Source organism: Corynebacterium sp. HMSC072D12, from assembly GCF_001813925.1.
Classification (GTDB): Bacteria; Actinomycetota; Actinomycetes; order Mycobacteriales; family Mycobacteriaceae; genus Corynebacterium; species Corynebacterium aurimucosum.
In genome coordinates, this window is the sequence record NZ_KV814416.1 from 238,995 (window position 1) to 261,068 (window position 22,074).

General features: G+C 62.2%; 18 protein-coding genes. 4 read left to right on the forward strand and 14 right to left on the reverse strand.

The window, feature by feature from the left end:
* Positions 1-22: 22 nt before the first annotated feature.
* The 7 genes from HMPREF2943_RS11405 to glf form a co-directional block, all read right to left on the reverse strand.
* Complete coding sequence (locus HMPREF2943_RS11405; RefSeq protein WP_070711682.1) at positions 23-1,768, reverse strand: arabinofuranosyltransferase AftB family protein; 1,746 nt, start codon at positions 1,766-1,768, stop codon at positions 23-25.
* An 11-nt stretch (positions 1,769-1,779) separates the two neighbouring features.
* Positions 1,780-2,787 carry a decaprenyl-phosphate phosphoribosyltransferase gene (locus HMPREF2943_RS11410; protein WP_070644491.1) on the reverse strand — a complete coding sequence of 336 codons (1,008 nt, stop codon included), beginning with the start codon at positions 2,785-2,787 and terminating at the stop codon, positions 1,780-1,782.
* Positions 2,784-3,311 (reverse strand): phosphatase PAP2 family protein, encoded by a 528-nt coding sequence (locus HMPREF2943_RS11415; RefSeq protein ID WP_070443283.1) that lies wholly within the window; start codon positions 3,309-3,311, stop codon positions 2,784-2,786. The genes HMPREF2943_RS11410 and HMPREF2943_RS11415 overlap by 4 nt, the downstream gene beginning before the upstream one ends.
* A complete protein-coding gene (locus tag HMPREF2943_RS11420) occupies positions 3,301-5,253 on the reverse strand; it encodes a glycosyltransferase (RefSeq protein ID WP_070711684.1) in 1,953 nt (650 codons plus the stop codon). Before HMPREF2943_RS11420 ends, HMPREF2943_RS11415 begins: the two co-directional genes overlap by 11 nt.
* Positions 5,254-5,371: 118 nt before the next feature.
* Positions 5,372-5,980 (reverse strand): three-helix bundle dimerization domain-containing protein, encoded by a 609-nt coding sequence (locus HMPREF2943_RS11425; protein ID WP_070711686.1) that lies wholly within the window; start codon positions 5,978-5,980, stop codon positions 5,372-5,374.
* A 90-nt stretch (positions 5,981-6,070) separates the two neighbouring features.
* Positions 6,071-6,268 carry a hypothetical protein gene (locus HMPREF2943_RS11430; RefSeq protein WP_070443276.1) on the reverse strand — a complete coding sequence of 66 codons (198 nt, stop codon included), beginning with the start codon at positions 6,266-6,268 and terminating at the stop codon, positions 6,071-6,073.
* A 64-nt stretch (positions 6,269-6,332) separates the two neighbouring features.
* Complete coding sequence (glf, locus tag HMPREF2943_RS11435; protein ID WP_070711688.1) at positions 6,333-7,529, reverse strand: UDP-galactopyranose mutase; 1,197 nt, start codon at positions 7,527-7,529, stop codon at positions 6,333-6,335.
* Positions 7,530-7,699: 170 nt separating this feature from the next.
* Here glf and HMPREF2943_RS11440 point away from each other — a divergent pair, with 170 nt between their 5' ends.
* Positions 7,700-9,640: an N-acetylmuramoyl-L-alanine amidase gene (locus HMPREF2943_RS11440; RefSeq protein WP_070711689.1), complete on the forward strand. Its 1,941-nt coding sequence runs from the start codon at positions 7,700-7,702 to the stop codon at positions 9,638-9,640.
* Positions 9,641-9,812: 172 nt separating this feature from the next.
* On the opposite strand, the gene HMPREF2943_RS11445 is transcribed toward HMPREF2943_RS11440, so the two are convergent.
* The 7 genes from HMPREF2943_RS11445 to serS all read right to left on the reverse strand — a co-directional run bounded on the left by HMPREF2943_RS11445 (position 9,813) and on the right by serS (position 19,665).
* Positions 9,813-10,913, reverse strand: coding sequence for an HNH endonuclease signature motif containing protein (locus tag HMPREF2943_RS11445; RefSeq protein WP_070711691.1), 1,101 nt, complete (start codon positions 10,911-10,913; stop codon positions 9,813-9,815).
* A gap of 122 nt (positions 10,914-11,035) precedes the next feature.
* A complete protein-coding gene (locus tag HMPREF2943_RS11450; protein ID WP_070711693.1) occupies positions 11,036-11,881 on the reverse strand; it encodes a Cof-type HAD-IIB family hydrolase in 846 nt (281 codons plus the stop codon).
* A 200-nt stretch (positions 11,882-12,081) separates the two neighbouring features.
* Positions 12,082-13,629 carry a glycerol kinase GlpK gene (gene glpK, locus HMPREF2943_RS11455; protein WP_070443266.1) on the reverse strand — a complete coding sequence of 516 codons (1,548 nt, stop codon included), beginning with the start codon at positions 13,627-13,629 and terminating at the stop codon, positions 12,082-12,084.
* Between the two features lie 24 nt (positions 13,630-13,653).
* Complete coding sequence (locus HMPREF2943_RS11460) at positions 13,654-14,391, reverse strand: MIP/aquaporin family protein (RefSeq protein ID WP_070443264.1); 738 nt, start codon at positions 14,389-14,391, stop codon at positions 13,654-13,656.
* 76 nt (positions 14,392-14,467) lie between these two features.
* Positions 14,468-16,192, reverse strand: a complete 1,725-nt coding sequence (locus HMPREF2943_RS11465; RefSeq protein ID WP_070711694.1) for a glycerol-3-phosphate dehydrogenase/oxidase — start codon at positions 16,190-16,192, stop codon at positions 14,468-14,470.
* 330 nt (positions 16,193-16,522) lie between these two features.
* On the reverse strand, positions 16,523-18,313 hold the full coding sequence (locus HMPREF2943_RS11470) for a lysophospholipid acyltransferase family protein (protein WP_070711696.1): 1,791 nt from the start codon (positions 18,311-18,313) through the stop codon (positions 16,523-16,525).
* Positions 18,314-18,402: 89 nt separating this feature from the next.
* A complete protein-coding gene (serS, locus tag HMPREF2943_RS11475) occupies positions 18,403-19,665 on the reverse strand; it encodes a serine--tRNA ligase (RefSeq protein WP_070644482.1) in 1,263 nt (420 codons plus the stop codon).
* Between the two features lie 66 nt (positions 19,666-19,731).
* On the opposite strand from serS, the gene HMPREF2943_RS11480 reads away from it, so the two are divergent.
* From HMPREF2943_RS11480 to HMPREF2943_RS11490, 3 genes are all read left to right on the forward strand, one after another.
* On the forward strand, positions 19,732-20,463 hold the full coding sequence (locus HMPREF2943_RS11480) for a GntR family transcriptional regulator (protein WP_210399736.1): 732 nt from the start codon (positions 19,732-19,734) through the stop codon (positions 20,461-20,463).
* Between the two features lie 73 nt (positions 20,464-20,536).
* Positions 20,537-21,652, forward strand: coding sequence for a septum formation family protein (locus tag HMPREF2943_RS11485; RefSeq protein ID WP_070711702.1), 1,116 nt, complete (start codon positions 20,537-20,539; stop codon positions 21,650-21,652).
* A 28-nt stretch (positions 21,653-21,680) separates the two neighbouring features.
* The gene (locus HMPREF2943_RS11490; RefSeq protein WP_070711705.1) at positions 21,681-22,028 is read left to right on the forward strand and encodes a metallopeptidase family protein; all 348 of its coding nucleotides are present in this window, start codon (positions 21,681-21,683) and stop codon (positions 22,026-22,028) included.
* The last annotated feature ends 46 nt before the right edge of the window (positions 22,029-22,074 follow it).

Genomic DNA, 22,074 nt, shown 5'->3' on the forward strand with positions numbered 1-22,074 from the left:
GTGCTCCCCAGCTCACACCAAGCTAATGGACAGGATAATCGCTGGGCTCATCGGAGAGCATGAGGGTGCGGCCCGAGGTCAGTGAGAAGGTCAGGTTTTTGAGGAAGCGCTCCCGCGTTAGGGGCTCACTGTAGGAAGCGATGAGCTCCTGCACCTCTGGCGTCGCCAGCGCCGCTCGCGCCTGGCGGGTCTTGTCCTTGTCATACCACGGCGGGAGGTACTCGATGTCCGCGCCCGTCTGCGCAGCCTGCCACTCCACGTCGAGGTGCTTGTCGTGGCCCACGCGCCCGCCTTCCTCACGGGGCATGCGCGCCGCCAGCGGGGTGGCCAAGCCGATAGTGTCGAGAACTCGGACATTGAGCGGCGCGTTCATCGACGTCATGCCCAAGTTCACCAGATACACCGTCGGCGGCTGATCCATACCCGGCTCGCGCGGAACGGTGAGCCAATTGAGAAGGTCCTTCTCCTCATCTTCCACATAGATCGTGGCCAGGGCATCTCCGTCCACCAGTTTCTCGCCGGCTTCTTCATAGCCGCGCATGAACTTCATCCCCAGGTAGTCTTTGGCCGAGCGCGGCGGGTAGCCCGCCTCACGGTTGGTGGCATAAGTCCAGAAATCACGTTCGTCCACGATAGACAGCGGTTGCTCATAAGCCTCCCAGTCCATCGGGTGCCCGCGCAGCACGATGACGACAGCCCACACCGCACAGAAGACTGCTGCAAGCGCGGACACCAGCTCCTTTAGCGGCAGCACGAAAACCGGGAGGAGCGCAGCGAAGAGCGGCAGCAGCAGCATGCGGCCATGCATGAAGTCACCGCCGACGCGCAGCACGTACAGCACGTGCACCGCCGCGGCCCCGACCATCAGGTAGGTCACGGTGGTGGAACTGCGCAGGGCTGCCGGGAGCAGCTGGGCGCGGAAGGTCCACAGCGCCGCACCCGCCAGCACGAGAACGGGCAGGTACAGGGCATAAGGCCCTATAAAATCCTGCAGGTAGTTTAGGCCGCTGCCCCACGCGCTTGACGACGCCGACTTTGCCACCGCCGTGTGCGGCGTCAATAGGCCGTAATAGCCCATGCGGAAGAACTGGTAACCCGCGGGGATGGGCAGGGCCGCGCCGAGGATGCCGAGCCAGGCTTTCCAGTTGCGGTGCGCTGCCAAAAGCAGGAGGCCGGCAAGGCCGCCGTAAAGCGCGAACTCCGGGCGCACGAGCCAGGCCAAACCAGCCCACAGCGCGAGCCAATAAGCACTAGTATTCGTGCGGGATTGCGCCCAGTGCTGCAGCAGCGCCCAGAGGGCGGCGAGGTAGAAGATGGACAGTCCCCATTCCAGCCCGGAGGTGAAGAAATCACGGGCCGGAGGCAGTGCGAGGTAGACCAGCGCGCCGGCGGGAGCCACGAGTGGTGCAGAAAACTGGCCCGATCGGTAGAAGGCCCGCGCCGTGGCCCACGCCCCCAGCACCATCGCCGCGACTGCCAGTAGGAGGCCCAGGTTGACGGCGATGGATTCCAACGGGGCGTTCGTCAGCCAGCGCACGAGCAGGATGAGGTACTGCCACAGCGTGGAGGTATTGGCCTCCACGCGCTCGCCGATGTTGAAGACGGGGCCGTTTCCTTCCTCAAGGTTGCGCACCGTGCGCAGGACGATCAGGCCGTCGTCGGAAATCCAGCGGCGGGCGAAGCCACCCCAAAACGAGAAAACTCCGATCACGATGACCGAGGCCAACGCGCTGAGCGCGGCCACGGTACGTGTATCGGATTTTCGCATGAGGAGAGAGTTTAGCCCATCATGACTGGCATGATGTAAACAGCCATGGCGATGCAGGCCAGCCACAGCAGGGCCAGGATCTGGAGGACGCGGTCCTCCAAGGCAATCTCGTCCGGGGCACCGCCGTTGCCGCGGTCCACGTCGGCGGCATAGCGCAGAATCGCGATGGTAAACGGCACCATGGACACCTGGTACCACACGCTGGCCGGGCCATCAGACTCGTTGGAGAGCTGGAATCCCCACAGGGAGTAGGACATGACAACTGCAGTGGCCGCCAGGGTCCACACGAAGCGCAGGTAGGTAGGAGTATAGCCCTCCAGGGATTTGCGGATCTTGGCGCCCGTGCGCTGCGCTAGAAGGATCTCCGAGTAGCGCTTGCCCGAGGCCATGAACAGGGAGCCGAACGCGGCAACCAGCAGGAACCATTGCGACAGCACGATGCCCGCGGCCACACCGCCGGCCATGGTACGCAACATGAAGCCGGAGGACACCAAGGCGATATCGATCACCGGCATGTGCTTCCACCCGAAGCAGTAGCCCAGCTGCAGGCCAATGTAAATGGCCATGACGATGGCGAGCTCCAGGCCCGCCGTGGCCAGGAACGACAGGCCGATCGAACCGATGATGAGCACTGCCGCCATGACATAGGCCAGGCCCACCGGAAGCACGCCGGCCGCGATTGGGCGGAAGCGTTTCGTCGGGTGCGCGCGGTCAGCCTCTACATCGCGGGCATCGTTGATGAGGTAGATGGAGGACGCGCCCATGCAGAAGACGATGAAGGCGAGGAGGACGTCGAGAAGCACGCGCGTGTGAAACAGCGACTCCGCGCCCGCAGCCGCAGGAGCGGCCAAGACCAAAACGTTCTTGACCCACTGCTTGGGGCGCAGGGCCTTCACCATGCCATCGGCGAGGTTCTTCGGCGGCTTGCGCTTGCGGCCGGTATCGATGCCGGAGGTATGCGGCTCAGAGTGGAAGACTCTCTGTTCGCCGTCGTCGACGCGGTTGGGTCGTTCGCTCATGCGGTCTTCCTTTCATAGCGGTGACATGCTTCCGCGGTGGCGGCTCCCAGCAGGGCACCGATCGCCGTATCGGATGGGTAATGTACCCCGAGCACCATACGCGAGGCCATCATGACCGGCACACCAACGAGCGGTGCCGGGGTTCCTAGAACGTGCGCTGCACCCACGAGGAACGCGCTTGTCGACGTCGCGTGGGACGACGGAAAAGACAGCTTAGACGGGGTTTTCACGCCGACTTTGACGTAGTCATAGTCCGGGCGCTTGCGGCGCACAATGCGCTTGATCACAACGCTGGCCGCGTGCGCCGTGAAAGCACCCGCACCGACGGCTAGCCACTGGCGGCGACGCGCCGGATTCTGGTAATTCACGGCGACACCTAAGCCGGAGAGCGCCAGCCACCCTAGGGCGTGCTCGCCGAAGTGGCTTAAACCCCGCGCGGTGGGCAGAACACCGGGCGCATCAAAAGCCGCGTCCTGAATCTTTTCAAGGACGTGGGATTCGGCGACAGAAAGCTTATTGGGCATCGAAGACCTTTCGCCAGGACTCGCGGGAGGTCAGCGCCGGCAGGGCCGCGCGGTACTCGGCGCGCAGGTCATCGAAGTTATCCTCGATTTCCTTGAGCAGCTCGCGGGTGGACTTCACCAGCTCGAGGGCCAGCTCGCGGTCGCGCTTGCGGAAGGCCACGCCGGTGCCACCCGCGGTAGAGACGGTGGCGGAATCGACGCGGGAGAGCGTGAACCAGCGGGCCTCCTCCGGGGTGAGGTTGAGCTGCGGTGCCTCATGGTGTGCCGGGTCTTCCTTGGTGACCAGGTGCTTGGCGGACTTGAGAAGCCACGGGATCTTCTTGATCTTGCCCAGGCGGCCGCCGACATTGCGGGTCGGCACGCCCGGCGCGCCGGTGGGCGCGGGTAGTTGGTCCGCCGAATCGATAATGACGGCGTCCGGGAATTCCTTACGGATTGCGGCGATGCGCGGCAGCGAGGACTCCAGGATGTCGAAGAGCTGGTCCGGGCCTGCCAGGAAGTCCTTCATGGCCTCCAGCTGGATGGCCATGGTGGAGTACTCCATGCACATGGTGTGCTTGAGGGTGGACTTAAAGATCGACTTGGTAATCCCGCGCGCATCACCCTCGTGGTAGAGGGCCGCCACGATGAGGCGGTTGCGCAGGTGGAAGTAGGCCTGCCAGTCGATGGCATCGTCCTTATCCGCCCATGCCATATGCCAGATGGCCGCGCCCGGCCAGGTCACCGTGGGGAAACCGTGGGCAGCAGCGCGCAGGGAGTATTCGGTGTCATCCCACTTGATGAACAGCGGCAGCGGCTGCCCGATGCTCTCCGCGACCACACGCGGGAAGAGGCACATCCACCAGCCGTTATATTCCACGTCGACGCGGCGGTGCAGCGCGCGGGAGTCATATTTCTTCGGATCGAGGTGGGACTGGGCATCACCGATGGCGCGCAGCGGATACTTGGCAAAGTCATGGTCATAAACGGCGTGCTCGGCCGCGCCCCACATGAAGTCAGCGCGATTCACGCGCTCGCCGGTGGTGCGCAGCTGGGAGCGCTCCTGCAGGTTGAGCATCTGCCCGCCCACGATGAAGGGCTTGGCGGCATAACGCGCCGCCTGGACTGCGCGGAGGATGGAATCCGGCTCGATGGCAATGTCATCATCCATGTAGAGGATGTACGGCGAGTCTGTGTTTTCCAGCGCCTCGAACATGATGCGGGAGTAGCCACCCGAGCCGCCCAGGTTGCCCTGGCGGAACTCGCGGAAGCGCTCACCGAAGTGCGCAACGGCTTCGTCGTAGCCTGGTTCGTCCGCGGGGTGCTGGTTCCCTTGGTCCGGCATAAGGACGTAGTCGATGATGCCGTCCACCACCGGGTCCTCCGCCAACGCCTGCAGCGCCGCGACGGCGTCGGTGGGGCGGTTGAAGGTCGGGATACCCACGGCCACACGTTTCTCCTGCGCCGGATACTCGCTGCCGTCCGGCAGGAGCTGCGGGTTCGGAGCATGCGGGGCGCACCAAGCGGCGTCGGTAAGCACGGTGTCCTCAACGGCGGAGGCATCGAACCACAGCAGGCCGCCGTCCTCGAAGTTCTTCAGGGGCAGCTCGAACTCGTGGTGCCCGGTGGTCACCACGTGGTTGGCGACGGCGATGCGCTGGCCATCCTGCTTGGATCGGTACAGGGAGATATTGGCCTCTCCCTCGACGTCCATGACCAGCACGATGGACTTCAGCTGGGACCAACGGCGCCAGTAGGCGGCCGGGAACGCATTGAAGTAGGTCTCGAAGGAGGCCTCTTCGCCGGCCGGGATGGTCACGGAAGTGCGGCCACTCCAGCTGAGGCGCTCGCGGTTTTGCTCGGACTCGATGAGGTAGAGCATGCGGACGTCGACCGGCTCGCCACGCTTGGGCAGCAGGATGCGCTGTACGGGTTCGTACGCAGCAGTATTGTTGGCAGTCACGATATCTTCGGTTCTCCACACAGATTTCGACAGTATTCAGAAACCAAGATTAGTGCTTAAGAACTGCTGCGCTGAGTTCCCACGCGGCGAAACGGCAGGAGGCGAACCGAAAAGCGAGTTAAGCCGTGAGGGCAGCATCCTCCGAGATGGGCTCGATACCCAGGCGGTTGAGCATGTAAAGCACGCGGGCGCCGAGGTCATCGGCCAGCTCACGGGTCTCTTCCACGGTTTCCGCCGTGGCGATGTCCCAGATCTTGACGTCCTTGCCGGCTTCATCGCGCGGCACCTCGCGGCCGAGGTAGACAATGAAGTCAGGGATAGTCACCAGACGCAGGTCCTCGACGTAGCGGTCCGGGTGCTCCGCCATGCCGCGCTCCTGGAGCACGTGAGCCATGTGCGAGTCCGGATCATTTTCGGGGTGGGCTACGGCGGCGTCGACCAGCAGGGCCTCGCCAGCATACTTCTTCGTCAGCGCCACAGCGGCCTGCGCCAGCGCGTGGTCGGTGCCCGCGGAGAAACGCACGTGGATGCGGTGGGTGCCGAAGTGCGCGCGCACCTCGCGCTCCACCATCACGGGAATGAATTCTTCTAAAGTCGCACCAGCTTCGTGACGCGCGATGGTGGCATCGAGGAAGGAGTCGATCTCCCGCGCGGTGTACTCGTGGCCATAATCTGCGTGCAAGTCGTGGCGCAAGGTATCGAAACGGCGGGCGTTCGGGGAAGTCATCTCTAAACTCACTTTCTGTTCGCCTATTGTTAACCTACTGTTAACCTTAAGTGATTGTTGGCCAGACCACAAGTTTTTATTTTCTTTGGTCTAGTTCCGCACGCTGGCAAAACCTCCCCATAAACGGCCAAAGGCCCGCCGGGTGTTCCGGCAGGCCTTCTTGGATTGTTCCTTCTTCTTATCGGGAATGCGCGTTGCGCGACTGCGCAGCTTGAGGTGTTCCTCGAGCCGCTCCGGGGACATCTTCCACATGCTGCGGTCTGCGCGCTTCTTCTTGCGCTGCGCCATGCCGTCACCTCCTTCCATCGAGGTGTTTCAGCATAGCGCGCCACGCTGCACTACCGGGAGCAGCCTAGTGACCGCGCTCCTGCTCCAGCGCCTTGCCCTCGTTCCAGAACGGAGCCAGCTTGTTATCGAACAGGCTCAGCGCGGAGGCGATGGCCATGTGCATGTCCAGGTACTGGTAAGTGCCCAGGCGGCCACCGAAGAGGACCTGGTTCTCGCGGGCCTCAGCGGCAGCGAGCTTGCGGTAAGCCTCCAGCTTGGAGCGGTCCTCCGGGGTGTTAATCGGGTAGTACGGCTCATCGCCCTTCTCCGCGAAGCGCGAGTACTCCTTCATGATCACCGTCTTATCCTTGGGGTACTTATCGGCGCGCTCCGGGTGGAAGTGGCGGAACTCATGGATGCGGGTGTAGTCCACGTCCGCGTCGTTGTAGTTCATCACCGGGGTGCCCTGGAAGTCACCGGTCTCCAGCACCTCCATGTCGAAATCGAGCGTGCGCCAGCCCAGCTCGCCCTCAGCGAAGTCGAAGTAGCGGTCCAGCGGGCCAGTGTAAACCACCGGCGCGTTTGGCGACGCCTCCCGCAGCTCCTCGCGGACGTCGAACCAGTCGGTGTTGAGCTGAACGTCGATAAGCTCATGCTCCGCCATCTTCTCCAACCATGCGGCGTAGCCATCGACGGGCAGGCCCTCGTAGGTGTCGTTGAAGTAGCGGTTGTTGAAGGTATAGCGCACCGGCAGGCGCGTAATATTACCGGCCGGCAGCTCCTTCGGATCGGTCTGCCACTGCTTGGCGGTGTAGTCGCGGATGAAGGCCTCGTAGAGCGGACGGCCAATGAGCGCGATGGCTTTCTCCTCCAGGTTCTTCGCCTCATCCACGGCGAACTCACCAGCCTGCTCCTTGATGAGCTGGCGTGCCTCATCCGGGGAGTAGTAGCGGCCGAAGAACTGGTTAATCAGCCCCAGCCCCATCGGGAACTGGTAGGCCGTGCCGTCATGCATGGCAAAGACGCGGTGCTGGTAGTCAGTGAAATCGGTGAACTGGTTACAGTAGTCCCACACGCGCTTGTTCGACGTGTGGAAGAGGTGCGCGCCGTACTTGTGGACCTCGATGCCGGTCTCCGGCTCAGCCTCCGAGTAGGCGTTGCCGCCTAGGTGCTCGCGGCGCTCGACGATAAGCACCTTCTTGCCCAGCTGGGAGGCTGCGCGCTCGGCCACGGTCAGGCCGAAGAATCCAGATCCAACAACGATGAGGTCATATGCAGTCATGAGCATCAGCTTAAAGCAGTAACGCGCATAGAACGGCGGGTGACACCCAAGCGAGAAAACTCGCGTGTCACACCCCCTTTCACTCCAACACCTGACGTAACATCTGTCCCGTTAGTTAACTTTTTGCGCTCCTTTTAACCTTGTGGCGCACACCATCCTAGGGAGTAACAGTGCACCTCAAACGTCGTCTTGTTCCCGCGAAATCGACGTGGTCCACGCCGATTATCGCCACGGTCACCTCGATCGCTGTGGTCGCCGCCGCAGCCGTGGGCGGCCAAACCCTTATCCACACCCAGGAAGCGGGCAGCGGGCCCATCGAAGTAAGTTCGGCCTCCGAGTCCTTCGGTTCTGGCGAAACGGTCGTGGTGGATGACCCGGCCATCGCCGCCCAAGGCGAGGGCGAAGGCCCGCGCGCCGTCAAACAATTCCACCGCGATGAGACCTTCTCCTCTTTTGCCGTGACTTGGAAGGGCGCGCGCGATGTCGCTGCCTTCGTCCGCGCCAAGCAGCCAGACGGGTCCTGGTCCGAGTGGTACGACATGGACTCAATGTCCTACAACAACGATGATCCGAACGCCACGAACGGCACCGAGCTCATCTTCGTGGGCGATACCAACGACGTGCAGGTCTCCATCAACAATGTGGATCTGGTAACCGGGTCGAATTTGGACGAAGAGTTCACCGAAACCCCCGTTGAGGACACCGCGCTTGACGACGCCTCCTTCAACGTCGGCGACATCGCCCCCGTCGCCGAGACCGAAGAACTTCCCGCCAATAGCGACGTGGAAGGCCTGGAGGCTGTCTTCATGGACGGCAACGCCCAGGAGGGCGAGGTCATTGAGCCGACCGCCGAGACCGACGGTATGCCGCGCGTGGTCTCGCGCGCAGGTTGGGGCGCGGATGAGAGCATCCGCTGCTCGAGTCCCACCTATGACGATGGTGTGGAGGCCATTGCGCTGCACCACACCGCGGGCTCCAATAACTACACCCGCGCGCAGGCAGCCGCGCAGGTGCGCGCCGCGTACAAGTACCATGCGCAGAACCTGGGATGGTGCGATATCGGATACAACGCGCTGGTGGATAAGTACGGCACCATCTACGAGGGCCGCTACGGCGGACTCGATGAAGCCGTGCAGGGCGCCCACATCGGTGGCTTCAACCGGAACACGTGGGGCATTTCCATGATTGGTAACTACGAGACGGCCCAGCCGACGGAGGCCTTGCTGGAGTCCGTCACCGACCTTGCTGGCTGGAAGGGCGCGATTTCTGGTGTTGATCCGACCTCTCGCGTCTCCCTGCCCTCGGAGGGCTTCAAGGGTTCGCGCTACCCGGCTGGTGCCTCTGCCCCGGTCTACGGCCTTTTCGGGCACAGCGACGTTCACTTCACTGCCTGCCCGGGGCGCTACACCATCGCCCAGTGGCCGAAGATCCGCCAGGCGGCGCACAAGAAGTACCTCGCCATCAAGTCGGGCGCGTCGGGCTCGACGTCAACGGACTGGGGCAGCGGCAATACCTCTACCCCAGACTCCTCTGGCTCTGCGCCGAAAAACAATGCGCCGTCTGCTCCCGCACCGGCTGCCCCGGCACAGGAGGCAACGTCCTCGCTGGGTGATACCGAAATCCCGATGGGCACCATCACCGCACTAGTCGGCCTGGCTGGCACGCTCTTCGCCATCATGTATGCCCGCTCGGACCAGCAGATTGACACGGATAAGACGGTCAATGGCCTGCCGCTGGAGCAGATCCCGGGCATCGTGACCAAGGTGTTGGCCCTGAGCAAGAACGAGGGCCTGAAGCAAACGTGGACGGCGGTCCTTAATGCCTTCGGCCCAGCACTTGGCCTGGCGGTCGGCGGTCCGGATGAGTCGGCAGGCATCATCTACCAGCTCTTCCAGAACGGCGTCGTGCTGAGCTCCGAAGACACCGGTACACACGCTCTGGTGGGACGCATCGCCAAGGAATGGGCGTCGGGCAATAACTCGGCAACGCTCGGCTTGCCGACGTCCGACGAAGTCCCCACCGGCCTCGGCAAGGAAGTCCGCGTGCAGTTCCAGGGCGGATCCATTGTCTACAATCCGGAGACTGAGCAGATTCAGGTCTTTACGGACTAATCCCAGAGCGCCCCTAGTCGCGTTTGGCTAGGGGGCTCACCGTTGTGAGGGAAGCTCCGAGCCTCAGCCGTGAGCCTCTACGAGTGCCCTTGCCATAATCACTCTGTGGGATCGCCGATGTTGCGGGAGCCACCTGGTGGCTTCCGCTTCAGCGTGTGTTTGGGATTGGGGTTTAGGTATCCGGCGGTACTGCGTCGAGTAAATCCCCGTTAGCCTGCTGCTGCAATGCAGCTTGTGCCGCTTGGTATGCCGGCTGGGACGTAATCGGCTCCGCCCAAGGTGGTACATAATCCACCCCACCCCGCAGCCTGAAAACATAGCCAGCACCAGTCGGCTTATCCGGATCATCATCATTGATGCCATTGTGATAGGCACACAACATCGTCAAATTCGGTGGATCCGTGGTCCCACCAGCTTTCCACGGCACCAAATGATGCACCTGGCAATAGTCAGCCGGCTTATTGCACCCTTCACGCACACACGTCGGATGCTCCGCACTGGCCATAATCCGCTGCTCAAACCCCGCCAAACGCCGCACCCTGTGCAACCACACCGGCCCAATCGTCGGATGCACCAACGTGACATACCCAACCTCAGCAAACTTATAAGTGACAAACTCCCGGCCAGTCATCCGCCCGCCATTGGTGAGTACCAGCTCAATATCATCACCCTCACCTCGCACAATCCGATCAAACTCATCCAAGGTCACCACCACATTGGTAGCCACCGCAGGCTTAGTGCCCCCGTGTGCCTTATCAAAGAACACCTGGCCTACCGCATCCAACAAATCAGCCCGATTAATCGACTCCAACACCCCGCGCATCTCACTAATGCGCAAGGCTGAATCAGTAATCGTCAACGAATGCGGCCCCACCTTCCGATACGTCAGACGCACCCCGCCCTCCGGCACCCGCCGCGGCCGCAACTGCTTCAACCGTTCGTTTGCCACCTTCGGGATACGGTCTGCTGGGGTCCCCGCCAAGCGGACACGCAGATTCCACGCATCCAACTCTTTTTTCACCTTGGCGGTATAGGACTCGATCAAACTCAACGTCGCCACATCATGCCTGTGAGAAGCAGCAGCCGCACGCGCTTGGCGCTGCTTGCCCGTAAAACGCGTCGGCCCGAAATACACCCCATGCAACCCAGCCAACTCCGCAGCATCAGTCTTTGATGCACCACGCGCGCGTAAATCATCCACACTGCCCACCGCAAGCCCCACAAGCTCCAACCCCGAACTGCGGTAGGAGAAATAAGTCTCCAAATCCCCCATGCGACAAAGACTAAAACACCACCACCCACCCCGCAACCGGAGGCAAAAACTCTCAGGTTCCGCCACAAATAGGGCAGGTAGCGCGGGGTTTCACGGCTACAGCGCGGCGGGGTACAGCAGCGCTAGAACCAACGCTCAAGGACCTTTGCCACACCTGCTTGGTGGTGCGCTAACGTCACAGTATCTGCGGCCGCCGCGACATCTGGGTGAGCGTTCTCCATGGCAACACCGCACCCAGCCCACTCAAGCATCTCGATATCGTTGGGCATATCGCCAAAGGCGATGATGTCTTCGCGGGCGATACCGTGGTGCTCGGCCAACCACTTAATTCCGCGCTGCTTCGTCACGTTGGGGGCCGCCACCTCGAGGATTCCCTCGGACATCGAGTAGGTGACGTGGGCAAGCTCGGAATCGATGTGGGGAGCGATGAGGCTGTAGAGCTCCGGCGCGGAGAATGCGGTGTTGCGGAGCAGCAGCTTCACCGCCGGCCGGGACACCAACTCCCCCACGCTGACCAGCCCGAAGCCTTCGAAGAGCGCGTTTTCCGAATAGTGCGACTCAACCACGAAGAGTTCCTCAACCGGATCCATAACCGAGCCTCCCGCACGTTCCGCACCAAAGCCAACGCCGCCATGGGGCTCGAGTACCTTGGTGGCTACCTCTACGGTTTCCGCGAGGGCCTCCGGCGAGAGTCCGTGGGCGGAGAGCACGCGGTCTTCCGCTGAGTCATAAATCACCGCGCCATTTGATGTCACGCACACTGGGCGCACGGTCAGCTGGTCCAGCACAGGCATGATCCAGCGGAAGGGCCGGCCAGTTGCCAGCGCGAACTCGCTGCCCGCTGCAACCGCGCGGGCCACTGCTTCGCGGTTTCGCCTGGGCACCCGGTGGTTCCGGTCCAATAAGGTGCCGTCGATATCACTAATGATGAGGCGCGGAGCGCGGTCCGAAAATACGTCACTGGCCATAGCCCCGAGTCTACGTCAGGGCGACACGCTCAATGGCGTGCCCGCAACGTGGTCAGCCACCACACCGTCCGACTGTCACGCAGGAGCTCCACCACCGCGTTGCGTCCAGCCGCACTCGGCGACTTCTAAAACGACGAAGGCGGCCGCAACGAGAATGCTCGTGACGGCCGCGTCTTCGTGCAACGACTCCTGGTTAGCTCTTAGGCGATAACGTCGTCATCGTCGACGTCTTCCCAGTTCAGGGAACGCTTGATGGCGCGCTTCCAGTCGCGGTAGAGAGCGTCTACCTCGTCCTTCTCGCGCTGTGGCTTCCAGACCTTGAAGTCCCCCTGCTGGGAGCCCAGCACGCTAAGGTCATCCCAGAAGCCGGAGTCCAAGCCGGCGGCAAAGGCCGCACCGGTGGCGGTAGTCTCCACGTTCTTCGGGCGGTGAACCTCCACGCCGAGCATGTCTGCCTGGAACTGCATGAGTAGCTCGTTCATGGTCATGCCGCCGTCGACGCGCAGCTCGGTGATCTCCACGCCGGAATCAGCAACCATGGCGTCAGCGACGTCACGGGTCTGGTACGCGGTGGATTCCAGGACCGCGCGGGCCAGGTGCTTGCGGTTGGCGTAGCGGGTCAAGCCCACGATGACACCACGAGCGTCCGGGCGCCAGTACGGAGCGAAGAGGCCGGAGAAGGCCGGCACGATGTAGACGCCGCCGTTGTCCTTGACCTCGCGGGCCAGGTTCTCAATGGACGCGGAGTTCGGGATAAGTTGCAGGTTATCGCGCAGCCACTGCACCAGGGAACCACCCATGGAGACGGAACCCTCGAGCGCATAGACTGGGCGCTCGCCCTCGCGCTGGAAGCACACGGTGGTGAGCAGGCCGTTATCGGAGAACTTCGGCGTGGTACCGGTGTTGAGCAGGAGGAACAGACCGGTGCCGTAAGTGTTCTTGGCAGAACCCGGGCGGAAGCAGCCCTGGCCAAACATGGCGGCCTGCTGGTCACCCAGGATGGCGCGAATCGGCACACCGGACAGCGAGCCACGCTCGCGGACAGTGCGGAAGTCGCCCAGGGACGGACGGATCTCCGGGAGCATGGAGGTCGGGATACCCATCTCCTTGCACAGTTCCTCATCCCACTCGAGCTTCTCGATGTCCATGAGGAGGGTACGGGAGGCATTGGTGACATCGGTCGCGTGCAGGGCCTCTTGGCCGTTGTCGCCGTCGGCGCCACCGGTGAGGTTCCACAGCAGCCAGGTATCGATGGTGCCGAAGAGCAGCTCGCCAGCCTCAGCGCGCTCGCGGGCGCCCTCGACGTTATCGAGGATCCACTTCACCTTCGGGCCGGCAGGGTAGGAATTGATGATGAGGCCGGTGCGACGACGCCACTTGTCCGCACCGTCGTCGCCGGCGAGTTCCTTACAAATGTCGGTGGTTCGGGTGTCCTGCCACACGATGGCGTTGTAGACCGGCTTGCCGGTGTTCTTGTCCCACACAACGGTGGTCTCACGCTGGTTGGTGATACCCAAAGCGGCGATGTCTTCAACGTTGATGTCGCCGTTGGCCAAGGCCTCACCCACCGCGCGGCGGGTATTGCTCCAGATTTCCTCTGGGTCATGCTCGACCCAGCCCTTCTCTGGGAAAATCTGCTCGTGCTCGAGCTGGCCGACGGACACCTGCTCTCCGTCGTGGTTGAAAATGATGCAACGCGTGGAGGTCGTACCCTGGTCAATCGCTGCAACGTAGCTCTTGGTGGACATAACTTTCTCCTTGTCGGGGGTGTTTTAAAGGGCTATGGATAGCAGGCCAACGGCGACGGCCGAGAGAGTCGGCGCGACGACCGGAACCCAGGCATAGCTCCAGTTTCCAGTGCCCTTGTCTTTGATGGGGAGGACAAAGGCGTACATGATGCGGGGGCCGAGGTCACGAACCGGGTTGATGGCATATCCGGTGGGGGTGCCGAGGGACAGACCGATAGACACGATGACGAAGGCCACGCCGAAGTAGCTCAGCGGACCGAGCTCGCCGCCGGCAGGACCGAAGGCGATAAACATGAGCAGCACAGTGGTTGCGATGAACTCTGTCACTGCGTTCCAGCCGTTATTCGGGTGCGCCGGGTTCGTAAAGAAAATACCGCCGGTATTCTTGTTGGCTCCGGTGACGTTGCCGGCTTCGTCGACATTGTTGGCATCGAAAAGCTGCTTAAACGTTGCCCACGCCAGGAAAGCACCGAGCATGGCGCCCAAGATCTGACCCAGGAGGTAATAAGGCACAAGGCTCCACTCAAGAGAGCCGTTGACAGCGAGCATGATGGTCACCGCCGGGTTAAGGTGACCGCCAGTGGGGTCCGCGATGCTAGCACCCAAGTAGACGCCGAGGCCCCAGCCCATTGCGATAACGATCCAGTCTGAACCGCGCGCCGCGGAGGTGCGGAGGTTTACAGTGGCGCAGACGCCGTTACCCAACAGGAGCAGCACTGCCGTGCCAAGGAACTCCCACAGGAATGCATCAGTTCCGGTCATAACTTGTCCTTTCTCTTTTGCCTAGGACAAAGGCCCAGCGAGAGACAGCAAACGTCCTCGCTGGGCCCCGTGACGCTTAGGCTTCTTCCTTAGTGGCTCGTGCGCTGCCAGCGCGCTCGAGAATGTCATTTGCCTCACGGTCGGTGAGGGCAGCCTCGGCGGCAAGCTCCGCCTCGGTGTGCTGCTTGAAGTGGCTAACCTCGCGCTCAATGTCGCTCTGGTCCCAGCCCAGCAGCGGCGCGACGAACTCAGCAATCGGCTGTGCAGCGGCCACGCCTCGGTCGGCGAATTCGATGGCTATGCGCAGGCGGCGGGAGACGATGTCGTCGATGTGCAGTGCACCCTCGTGGGTCACGGCGTAGCGCACCTCTGCCCAGATGTAGCTCTCTGCGCCCGGAATCGGCTCAAGGAGGGAGGCATCTTCGGCGGCCGGAGCCAGCACCTCGCTGATGAGCGAACCGTAGCGGCCAAGCAGGTGCTCGATGCGCTTCTCGTCGAGGTTGTAGCGGCGAGCAAGCGCCGGAACCTGGTTGGCCAGAGCGTGGTAGCCGTCCGCGCCCAAGATCGGGGTGCGCTCGGTGACGGATTCTGCCACCTTGAAGCCCAGTTCCTTGGCGGCCAGGTCCACCGCGTCCTTACCGATGACGCGGTAAGTCGTGTACTTACCACCAGCAACGGAGACGAGGCCTGGGGCTACTCGGGCAACGGCGTGGTTGCGGGAGAGGTTGGTGGTGGAGTCGGACTTACCGGACAGCAGCGGGCGCAGACCGGAGTAGACACCAACGATGTCCTCGCGGGTGATCTTGTTGCGCACGCGCTGGTTGACCTGGTCCAGAATGTAGTCGATATCCGCCTTCGTCGGAGCCGGGTCCGGCAGGGACAAGCCCTTTTCCCAGTCAGTATCGGTGGTACCGATGATCCAGTACTCGCCCCACGGAATGACGAAGAGCACGGACTTTTCGGTGACGAAGCACAGCGCGGCATCCGCATCGAGGGCATCCTTCGGGACCACGATGTGAACGCCCTTAGAGGCGTGAACGGTGAACTTGCCCTCCGCGCCGGCCATGTCCTGAATCTTGTCGTTCCAGACACCCGTGGCGTTGATGAAGACCTTGCCCTTCACGGTGGTCTCGCGGCCGGTCTCGAGGTCACGGACCTTTGCGGCGGTGATGCGGCCGCGGTTGTCCTTCTCGAAACCGATAACCTCAGTGCCGGTGCGCACGCTTGCGCCATACTCAGCGGCGGTACGCAGGACGGTCATGGTGTGGCGGGCGTCGTCGACAAGCGTGTCATAGTAGCGCACGCCACCGACGACGGCATCCTCCTTGAGGCCCGGGGTGACCTTGAGCACGCCCTTGCGGGTGAGGTGCTTCTGCATCGGGACGCTCTTGGCACCACCCATGAGGTCATAGAGGGTAAAGCCGCCGAACATCATGACGCGCTCCCAACCGCGGTGGGTCAGGGGGAAGATGAACTTCAGCGGCTTGACCAGGTGCGGGGCCAGGGTCGACATGTTGAGCTCGCGCTCCTTGAGGGACTCCGCAACGAGGCGGAAGTCAAACATCGCCAGGTAGCGCAGGCCACCGTGGAACATCTTGGAGGAACGCGAGGACGTTCCTGCCGCAAAGTCTTGGGATTCCAGCACGGCCGTCTTTAAACCGCGGGTGGCCGCATCCACCGCAGCACCAGCGCCGACTGAGCCGCCGCCGATAATGACGACGTCATAATCCTCGGTGGAGTAGTCGTTCCATGTCTTTTCAAAATACTCAGGGTTGAAGCTGTTAATACTCGTCGTGGTCATTGTTGACCGAGTCTCCTCTCTCGCTGCACGGCGTCAGAAAGCCCTGCCCTCGTTGACGGTATGCGCAGCATATTGTGCTCATCCACCACGCACCCAGTGTGCCGATTCCTCGGCTAATTGCTCGGATAGCGGATGAAGAAGAAGTTTTCTCCCACTGCCAATGCTATAGATCACCCAATTTTCTCTCTGGAGACGCTACTCACACGTAAGTTCCGCTTCCGTAAGCTGGATCTTTTAAGGCATTCCATAGGTGGACAAAATAAAATAACACCCCCTTCCGGGGGTGCTAACGGGCGTTCCGAACGCTTCTTAAGTCCAGGGTGTCAAGACTTATTTCTTCTCCTGCTGCAAGCGCGCCATGGCCTCCAGTACTTCTGCCATGCCGAAACGTTCCGCGGAATAGGTCACCGCTTGGGCAGCCTTAATCACCTCAATGGGCGCAGTCTCAAGCGCCACCATGCGCACGGCGACGCCCTCCCCGCCCTCCGCAAACGTTTCATCACCAGGCTCATTCGCAAAGAATAGAAGGTCCGCAGGCTCGACTCCGATCCTTTTCGCCACAGCCGCCAGCCCCTCGGCGGGCGAGGACGCCGTGACTACTACGCCCCCAGGAGCATCGTTGAACTGTGCCCCGTCAGCACCTTCTGAACAGGCGATCCGCCAACAGGTTTGGGGGAGGTCGCCGAAGGCTGCGGCGTCGAGCACCTCGCCCTGCGGCGAGAGCACCACCAACTCCTCCACTTGTGGGTGCAAGTGCGTCAGCGCTTCCTGAAGCCGCCTCGAGATTTCCCCGTTCTCCATGCTGAGCGCACTCTGATCAGCCACAATCACGCGCGGCACCTCAGAGTATTGAGCCTTCACGCGGTGCGGCAGGCGGGAGACAATAATGCGCGATTGCGTCGCCGCAGAAAGTAGACCCTGCTCCACCACGGAACCGGCAAAAATCTCCTTGCTGCTCGCAGTCATAGAGGCCTGGGCCTCGACCACATCGGACTTCAGTTGCGCCATAACCTCCGTGACCTTGTCGCGGCCTTCCCCGACGCCGCGCATGGCTTCCTCGACCACCGAGTTAAGGTTTTCCTTGATCCATTCCAGGGTCTCTGGAGCAGTACGCGGGCGCTCTTTGCCTTTGTCAGTAGCTGAGCTTTCGGCCTCTACGCCAGGGCTTCCTTCCGCATCAGCAATGTGTTCCGCGCCGTCGGCGCTCTCCTTGCCATTGGTGTTGGTGCTTGGGCCGTCGCCAAGCACTGCCTCTGCCTCTTCCGAGTTATCCCGCTTCATCAGCGCCATCCGGTCCCGCATGAGCTCCACGGTGGCCTCGGAGACGCGGTCCTTGAGGTTAGTCAGGTCATCACGCAGCCGGCGCACGCGGTAGCGCTCAGACTCCACCTCGGAGTCCTGGGCCTCAGCCTCCTCCAGCGTTGGTGCCCCACCACCCTTGCGGGCGGGCACCCAGAACTCCCCGGCTGGCATCGGTCCGAACTCCGTCTCATACTCCGCCCACAGGCCCTCCAGGGCCTCCTGCATCCGACGGCGCACCTCCGCGATATCCGCGTCGAAATCGCCCGTCGTGTAATAAGGCTCCAAAGCCTTAATCAGCACCGGCGTCTTCGTGCGGCCCAAGTGCTTCTTCTGCCCCTTCGTCCAAATACGCTGGGAGCCAAAGATAACCTGCGGAATAATCGGCACACCCGCACCATGCGCAATACGCGCCGCACCGTTACGCATGCTGCGAATTTCAAAGCTGCGGGAAATCGTTCCCTCCGCGAAGACCCCCACGAGTTCCCCACTCTTGGCTAGTTCGATGCCTTTGACAATCGACGCCCCGCCATCGATACGGTCCACCGGGACATGCCCCATGACCTGAAAAAGCTGCCCGGCCACCGGCGCTTGGAAGATGGAGGCCTTAGCCAAGTAGCGCACCAAACGGCGCTTGCGGTAAGCCAAGAAGGCCCCGAAAAGGAAATCCATGTAACCCGTGTGGTTGCACACGATGACGGCCCCACCCTTATCCGGGATATTCTCCTCCCCGGACAAGCGCATCTTGAGCCCCTGGGCCAGAGTCACCCCGCGGCCGATGTGTGTGATCTGCCGGTAGAGGAAGTTAGTCACAGCGCTCATGGTGCTCCAAACAGCTAAGACCCCGCCGTCGAGAGCAGCGAGGAGGGACAAGAGAGGGCGGCGCGCAAAGCCCCGCGCACCGCGTTCTTCTAGGAGTTTACGGGGTACAGCACGTCCTTGCCCACGAATGGGCGCAAGGCCTCCGGAACCACCACGGAGCCATCTGCCTGCTGGTGGTTCTCCAGGATGGCCACGAGCCAGCGGGTGGTAGCCAGGGTGCCATTGAGCGTGGCGGCGTACTGGGTCTTGCCGTTCTCATCGCGGTAGCGCGTGGACAGGCGGCGCGCCTGGAAGGTGGTGCAATTCGAGGTCGAGGTGAGCTCGCGGTACGTGCCCTGGGTGGGTACCCACGCCTCGTTATCGAACTTGCGCGCCGCAGAGGAGCCCAAGTCTCCGCCCGCGATATCGATGGTGCGGTAGGGCAGTTCCATCGCCGCCAGCATGTCCTTTTCCATGTTCAGGAGCTTCTGGTGCATCTCCTCGGCGTCTTCCGGCTTGCAGTAGACAAACATCTCCAGCTTGTCGAACTGGTGCACGCGCAGGATGCCGCGGGTGTCCTTGCCGTGCGAACCCGCCTCGCGGCGGAAGCAGGAAGACCAGCCTGCATACTGTAGCGGCCCCTTGGACAGGTCGATGATCTCTTCCTTGTGGTAGCCGGCCAGAGCCACCTCTGAAGTGCCAACCAGATACAGGTCATCTGCCGGCAGGTAGTAAACCTCATCCGAGTGCTGACCCAAGAAGCCAGTTCCCTGCATGACGTCCGGGCGCACAAGCACCGGCGGAATCATCAGCTTAAAGCCTGCCTCACGCGCCTTCTGCGCAGCCAACATCAACATACCCAGTTGCAGGAAGGCGCCGTCACCAGTGAGGTAGTAGAAACGTGCGCCGCCTACTTTGGCGCCCCGCTTGACGTCGATAAGCCCCAGCGTCTCACCCAGCTCCAGGTGATCCTTCGGTTCGAAGTCGAACTGCGGCTTTTCACCGACCTCCTCGAGGACGATGAAGTCATCTTCGCCACCCGCCGGAGCACCCTCCACCACGTTGGAAAGCTGATACTGCAGCTCCGTTACCTTGGCCTCGGCCGCGGCCGCTTCCTCGCCGGCCGCCTTGACCTTCTCCTTCAGCTCGTTGGAGCCCTCCAGCAGCGCTGGGCGCTCCTCGGGGGAGGCCTGGCCAATCTTCTTGCCAAAGGCCTTCTGCTCCGAGCGGAGCTGGTCTGCCTTCACAATGGCCGCGCGGCGCTGTTCATCGGCGGCGAGCAGCTGGTCCACCAAAGCGGGGTCCTCCCCACGGTTTACCTGGGAGGCGCGGACGACATCGGGATTTTCGCGAAGAAACTTGAGATCAATCACGCCGGATAGTCTAGCGCACGGCCATACCTTTGCGCTGGTCATAACCAGCGCATTATCATGAATAACATGGCACCTCACATTATTACCGACGGCCCCGTGCCCAAGCACGCTCAGCTGCGGGATATTCTCTCCGAGCTCTGCCGAACCACCCTCAAACCCGGTGACATCCTCCCAGGCGAGCGCATTCTCGAAGAAACCTACGGTGTTTCCCGCATCACCGTACGCCGCGCCATCGGTGATTTAGTGGCCGAAGGCCGCCTGCGGCGGGTGCGAGGCAAGGGCACCTTCGTGGCTCCGAACCCACTCGTCTCCCGGCTCCATTTGGCATCCTTTTCCGATGAGATGGGCTACCAAAAAGTACAGGCTTCCTCGAGAATCCTGCTGGGTGAGCGCAGCACCGCCCCCAGTGAGGTCTGCGAGTTTTTCGGCACAGAAACCACCGTGGCCCACACCCACCTGCGGCGCCTGCGTTTGGGCGATGGCGAGCCTTATTCCATTGACGATGGCTGGTACAACTCCGCCTTCGCGCCGACGCTGCTAGAAAATGACATCTATAACTCCGTCTACGCGATTCTGGATAGCACCTTCAAGGTCCCCATCACCGAGGCCGAGCAGACAGTCACCGCGGTGGCGGCGGAGGACGACATCGCCGAGCTTCTCGACGTCCCCCCGAACACCCCGCTTCTCCACATCCCCCGCCTCGCCCGCTCGGGGGACCGACCGGTTGAATGGTGCTCCTCGGTCTACCGCACTGACCGCTACCGCCTTACGACCCACGTCTCCCGCTCGCATACTTAGCGGCTCCATGGTGGCGAACAGCGCTGGGCGGGCTAGAAGCCAGGGCCGCTAAGGGAGTAGTATGAGGAGTTCTATGAGCACTTCATCTGCATGGCGCTCCGCCTCCGTCATCCGCGTCGTCCTCGTTGCAGCCGTGGCCGCGGCCGTCTTCATGGCCTCCTACGGCCTCTTTAGCGGCGAGCCAACCGGCACCGATTCGGCCGGGAATGACTCCGCTAGCTCCAGCGCCGACGGCAGTCAGGCCGCCGATCCTTCTACCGCCGACGGTGAAGCTGCTCCCTTCACCACCGCCTCCGCTGGGGCATGCGTGACCTGGGACATCGCCCCGGATGGCACCGCCACCGGTTTTGAGCAGATCAGCTGCGATAAACCACACCGCTTCGAAGTCTCGGCTCGCGAGGATCTCAGCGCCTACCCCACCAGCGAGTTCGGCCCCAACGCCACGCGCCCCGACATCACACGCCAAAACGCCCTGCGCGATGAGCTGTGCGAAGCACCCACGGTGAGCTACCTCAACGGCAAGTGGGATCCCAACGGGCGCTATGACATTGCTTCCATCCTGCCCCCGGCCGCATCCTGGGATCAGGGTGACCGTACCTTGCTGTGTGGCCTGCAGACTACCGACGCCAACGGCGTACCGCAGGAATCCACCGGCAAGGTCAGCGAGGTGGACCAGGCGGTCGTCGCCAAGCCCGGCGAATGCCGCAAGGTGGATGATAAACAGGTACTCAATACCGTTCCCTGCCAGGAACCGCACCAGATGGAGACCGTATCCGTCATCAACCTGGCCGAAAAATTCGCCAATGGTTACCCCAGCGATGAGGACATGGATAAGTTCCTCTCCGAGACCTGCACCCAAAATGCCATGGATTATTTGGGCGGCGAGGAGAACCTCTACCAGTCCACGCTGCAACCTTTCTGGGGCGCGATGAGCCGCGAGACCTGGGAGAGCGGATCCCGTTCGGTGAATTGCTCGCTGATCCACATCAAGGACGGTCACTTCTCCGAGATCACCGGCTCTGCCACAGGGGGACGCGAGGCCCTGAGCATTAACGGCGCCCCGCCGACCGAGCAGCCGAAGCGCAACCCATTGCGTGACCCGAATGCTCAGCCGGGCGGCGAGAACGCCGAGCCAGCTGGTGCGAACGCCGCTCCCGCCACCCCCGAAGCTGCGGCTCCGGCCCTCTAAGCCCGGCCATTGAACAGGAAGTAGCCACATGTACGAAGTCAGCGAAGATCGCTTCGAGGAACTGGTCGGCGAGGCCCTCGATAAAATTCCGGATCGCTTCGTTGATCAGATGCGCAACCTGGTCATCCTCGTCGAGGAAGAGCACCCAGAGAACCCTGAACTGTTGGGGCTTTATGAGGGCGTCATGCTCACGCAGCGCACCGCTTCACACACCGGCTACCTGCCGGATACCATTTCCATTTACCGGCAGCCTCTGCAAGCCATCAGCAACTCGGAAGAAGAGCTCGCCCACGAAGTCATGGTGACCGTCTTCCACGAGGTCGGGCATTACTTCGGTTTCGAGGAGGAGCGCCTCCACGAGCTCGGCTGGGGGTAGGTGCCCAAGGCACCTACCGTGACCACAACGAAACCTACCGCGGCCG

What these genes read in the sequence shown, in the direction of transcription:
- HMPREF2943_RS11415 (WP_070443283.1), bottom strand. Translation starts at nt 3,311, where the DNA reads ATGCCCAATAAGCTTTCTGTCGCCGAATCCCACGTCCTTGAAAAGATT.
- HMPREF2943_RS11485 (WP_070711702.1), top strand. Translation starts at nt 20,537, where the DNA reads ATGAGCACTTCATCTGCATGGCGCTCCGCCTCCGTCATCCGCGTCGTC.
- HMPREF2943_RS11450 (WP_070711693.1), bottom strand. Translation starts at nt 11,881, where the DNA reads ATGGCCAGTGACGTATTTTCGGACCGCGCTCCGCGCCTCATCATTAGT.
- HMPREF2943_RS11430 (WP_070443276.1), bottom strand. Translation starts at nt 6,268, where the DNA reads ATGGCGCAGCGCAAGAAGAAGCGCGCAGACCGCAGCATGTGGAAGATG.
- HMPREF2943_RS11405 (WP_070711682.1), bottom strand. Translation starts at nt 1,768, where the DNA reads ATGCGAAAATCCGATACACGTACCGTGGCCGCGCTCAGCGCGTTGGCC.
- glf (WP_070711688.1), bottom strand. Translation starts at nt 7,529, where the DNA reads ATGACTGCATATGACCTCATCGTTGTTGGATCTGGATTCTTCGGCCTG.
- HMPREF2943_RS11460 (WP_070443264.1), bottom strand. Translation starts at nt 14,391, where the DNA reads ATGACCGGAACTGATGCATTCCTGTGGGAGTTCCTTGGCACGGCAGTG.
- glpK (WP_070443266.1), bottom strand. Translation starts at nt 13,629, where the DNA reads ATGTCCACCAAGAGCTACGTTGCAGCGATTGACCAGGGTACGACCTCC.
- HMPREF2943_RS11480 (WP_210399736.1), top strand. Translation starts at nt 19,732, where the DNA reads ATGGCACCTCACATTATTACCGACGGCCCCGTGCCCAAGCACGCTCAG.
- HMPREF2943_RS11410 (WP_070644491.1), bottom strand. Translation starts at nt 2,787, where the DNA reads ATGAGCGAACGACCCAACCGCGTCGACGACGGCGAACAGAGAGTCTTC.
- HMPREF2943_RS11490 (WP_070711705.1), top strand. Translation starts at nt 21,681, where the DNA reads ATGTACGAAGTCAGCGAAGATCGCTTCGAGGAACTGGTCGGCGAGGCC.
- HMPREF2943_RS11465 (WP_070711694.1), bottom strand. Translation starts at nt 16,192, where the DNA reads ATGACCACGACGAGTATTAACAGCTTCAACCCTGAGTATTTTGAAAAG.
- HMPREF2943_RS11445 (WP_070711691.1), bottom strand. Translation starts at nt 10,913, where the DNA reads ATGGGGGATTTGGAGACTTATTTCTCCTACCGCAGTTCGGGGTTGGAG.
- HMPREF2943_RS11425 (WP_070711686.1), bottom strand. Translation starts at nt 5,980, where the DNA reads ATGACTTCCCCGAACGCCCGCCGTTTCGATACCTTGCGCCACGACTTG.
- HMPREF2943_RS11470 (WP_070711696.1), bottom strand. Translation starts at nt 18,313, where the DNA reads ATGAGCGCTGTGACTAACTTCCTCTACCGGCAGATCACACACATCGGC.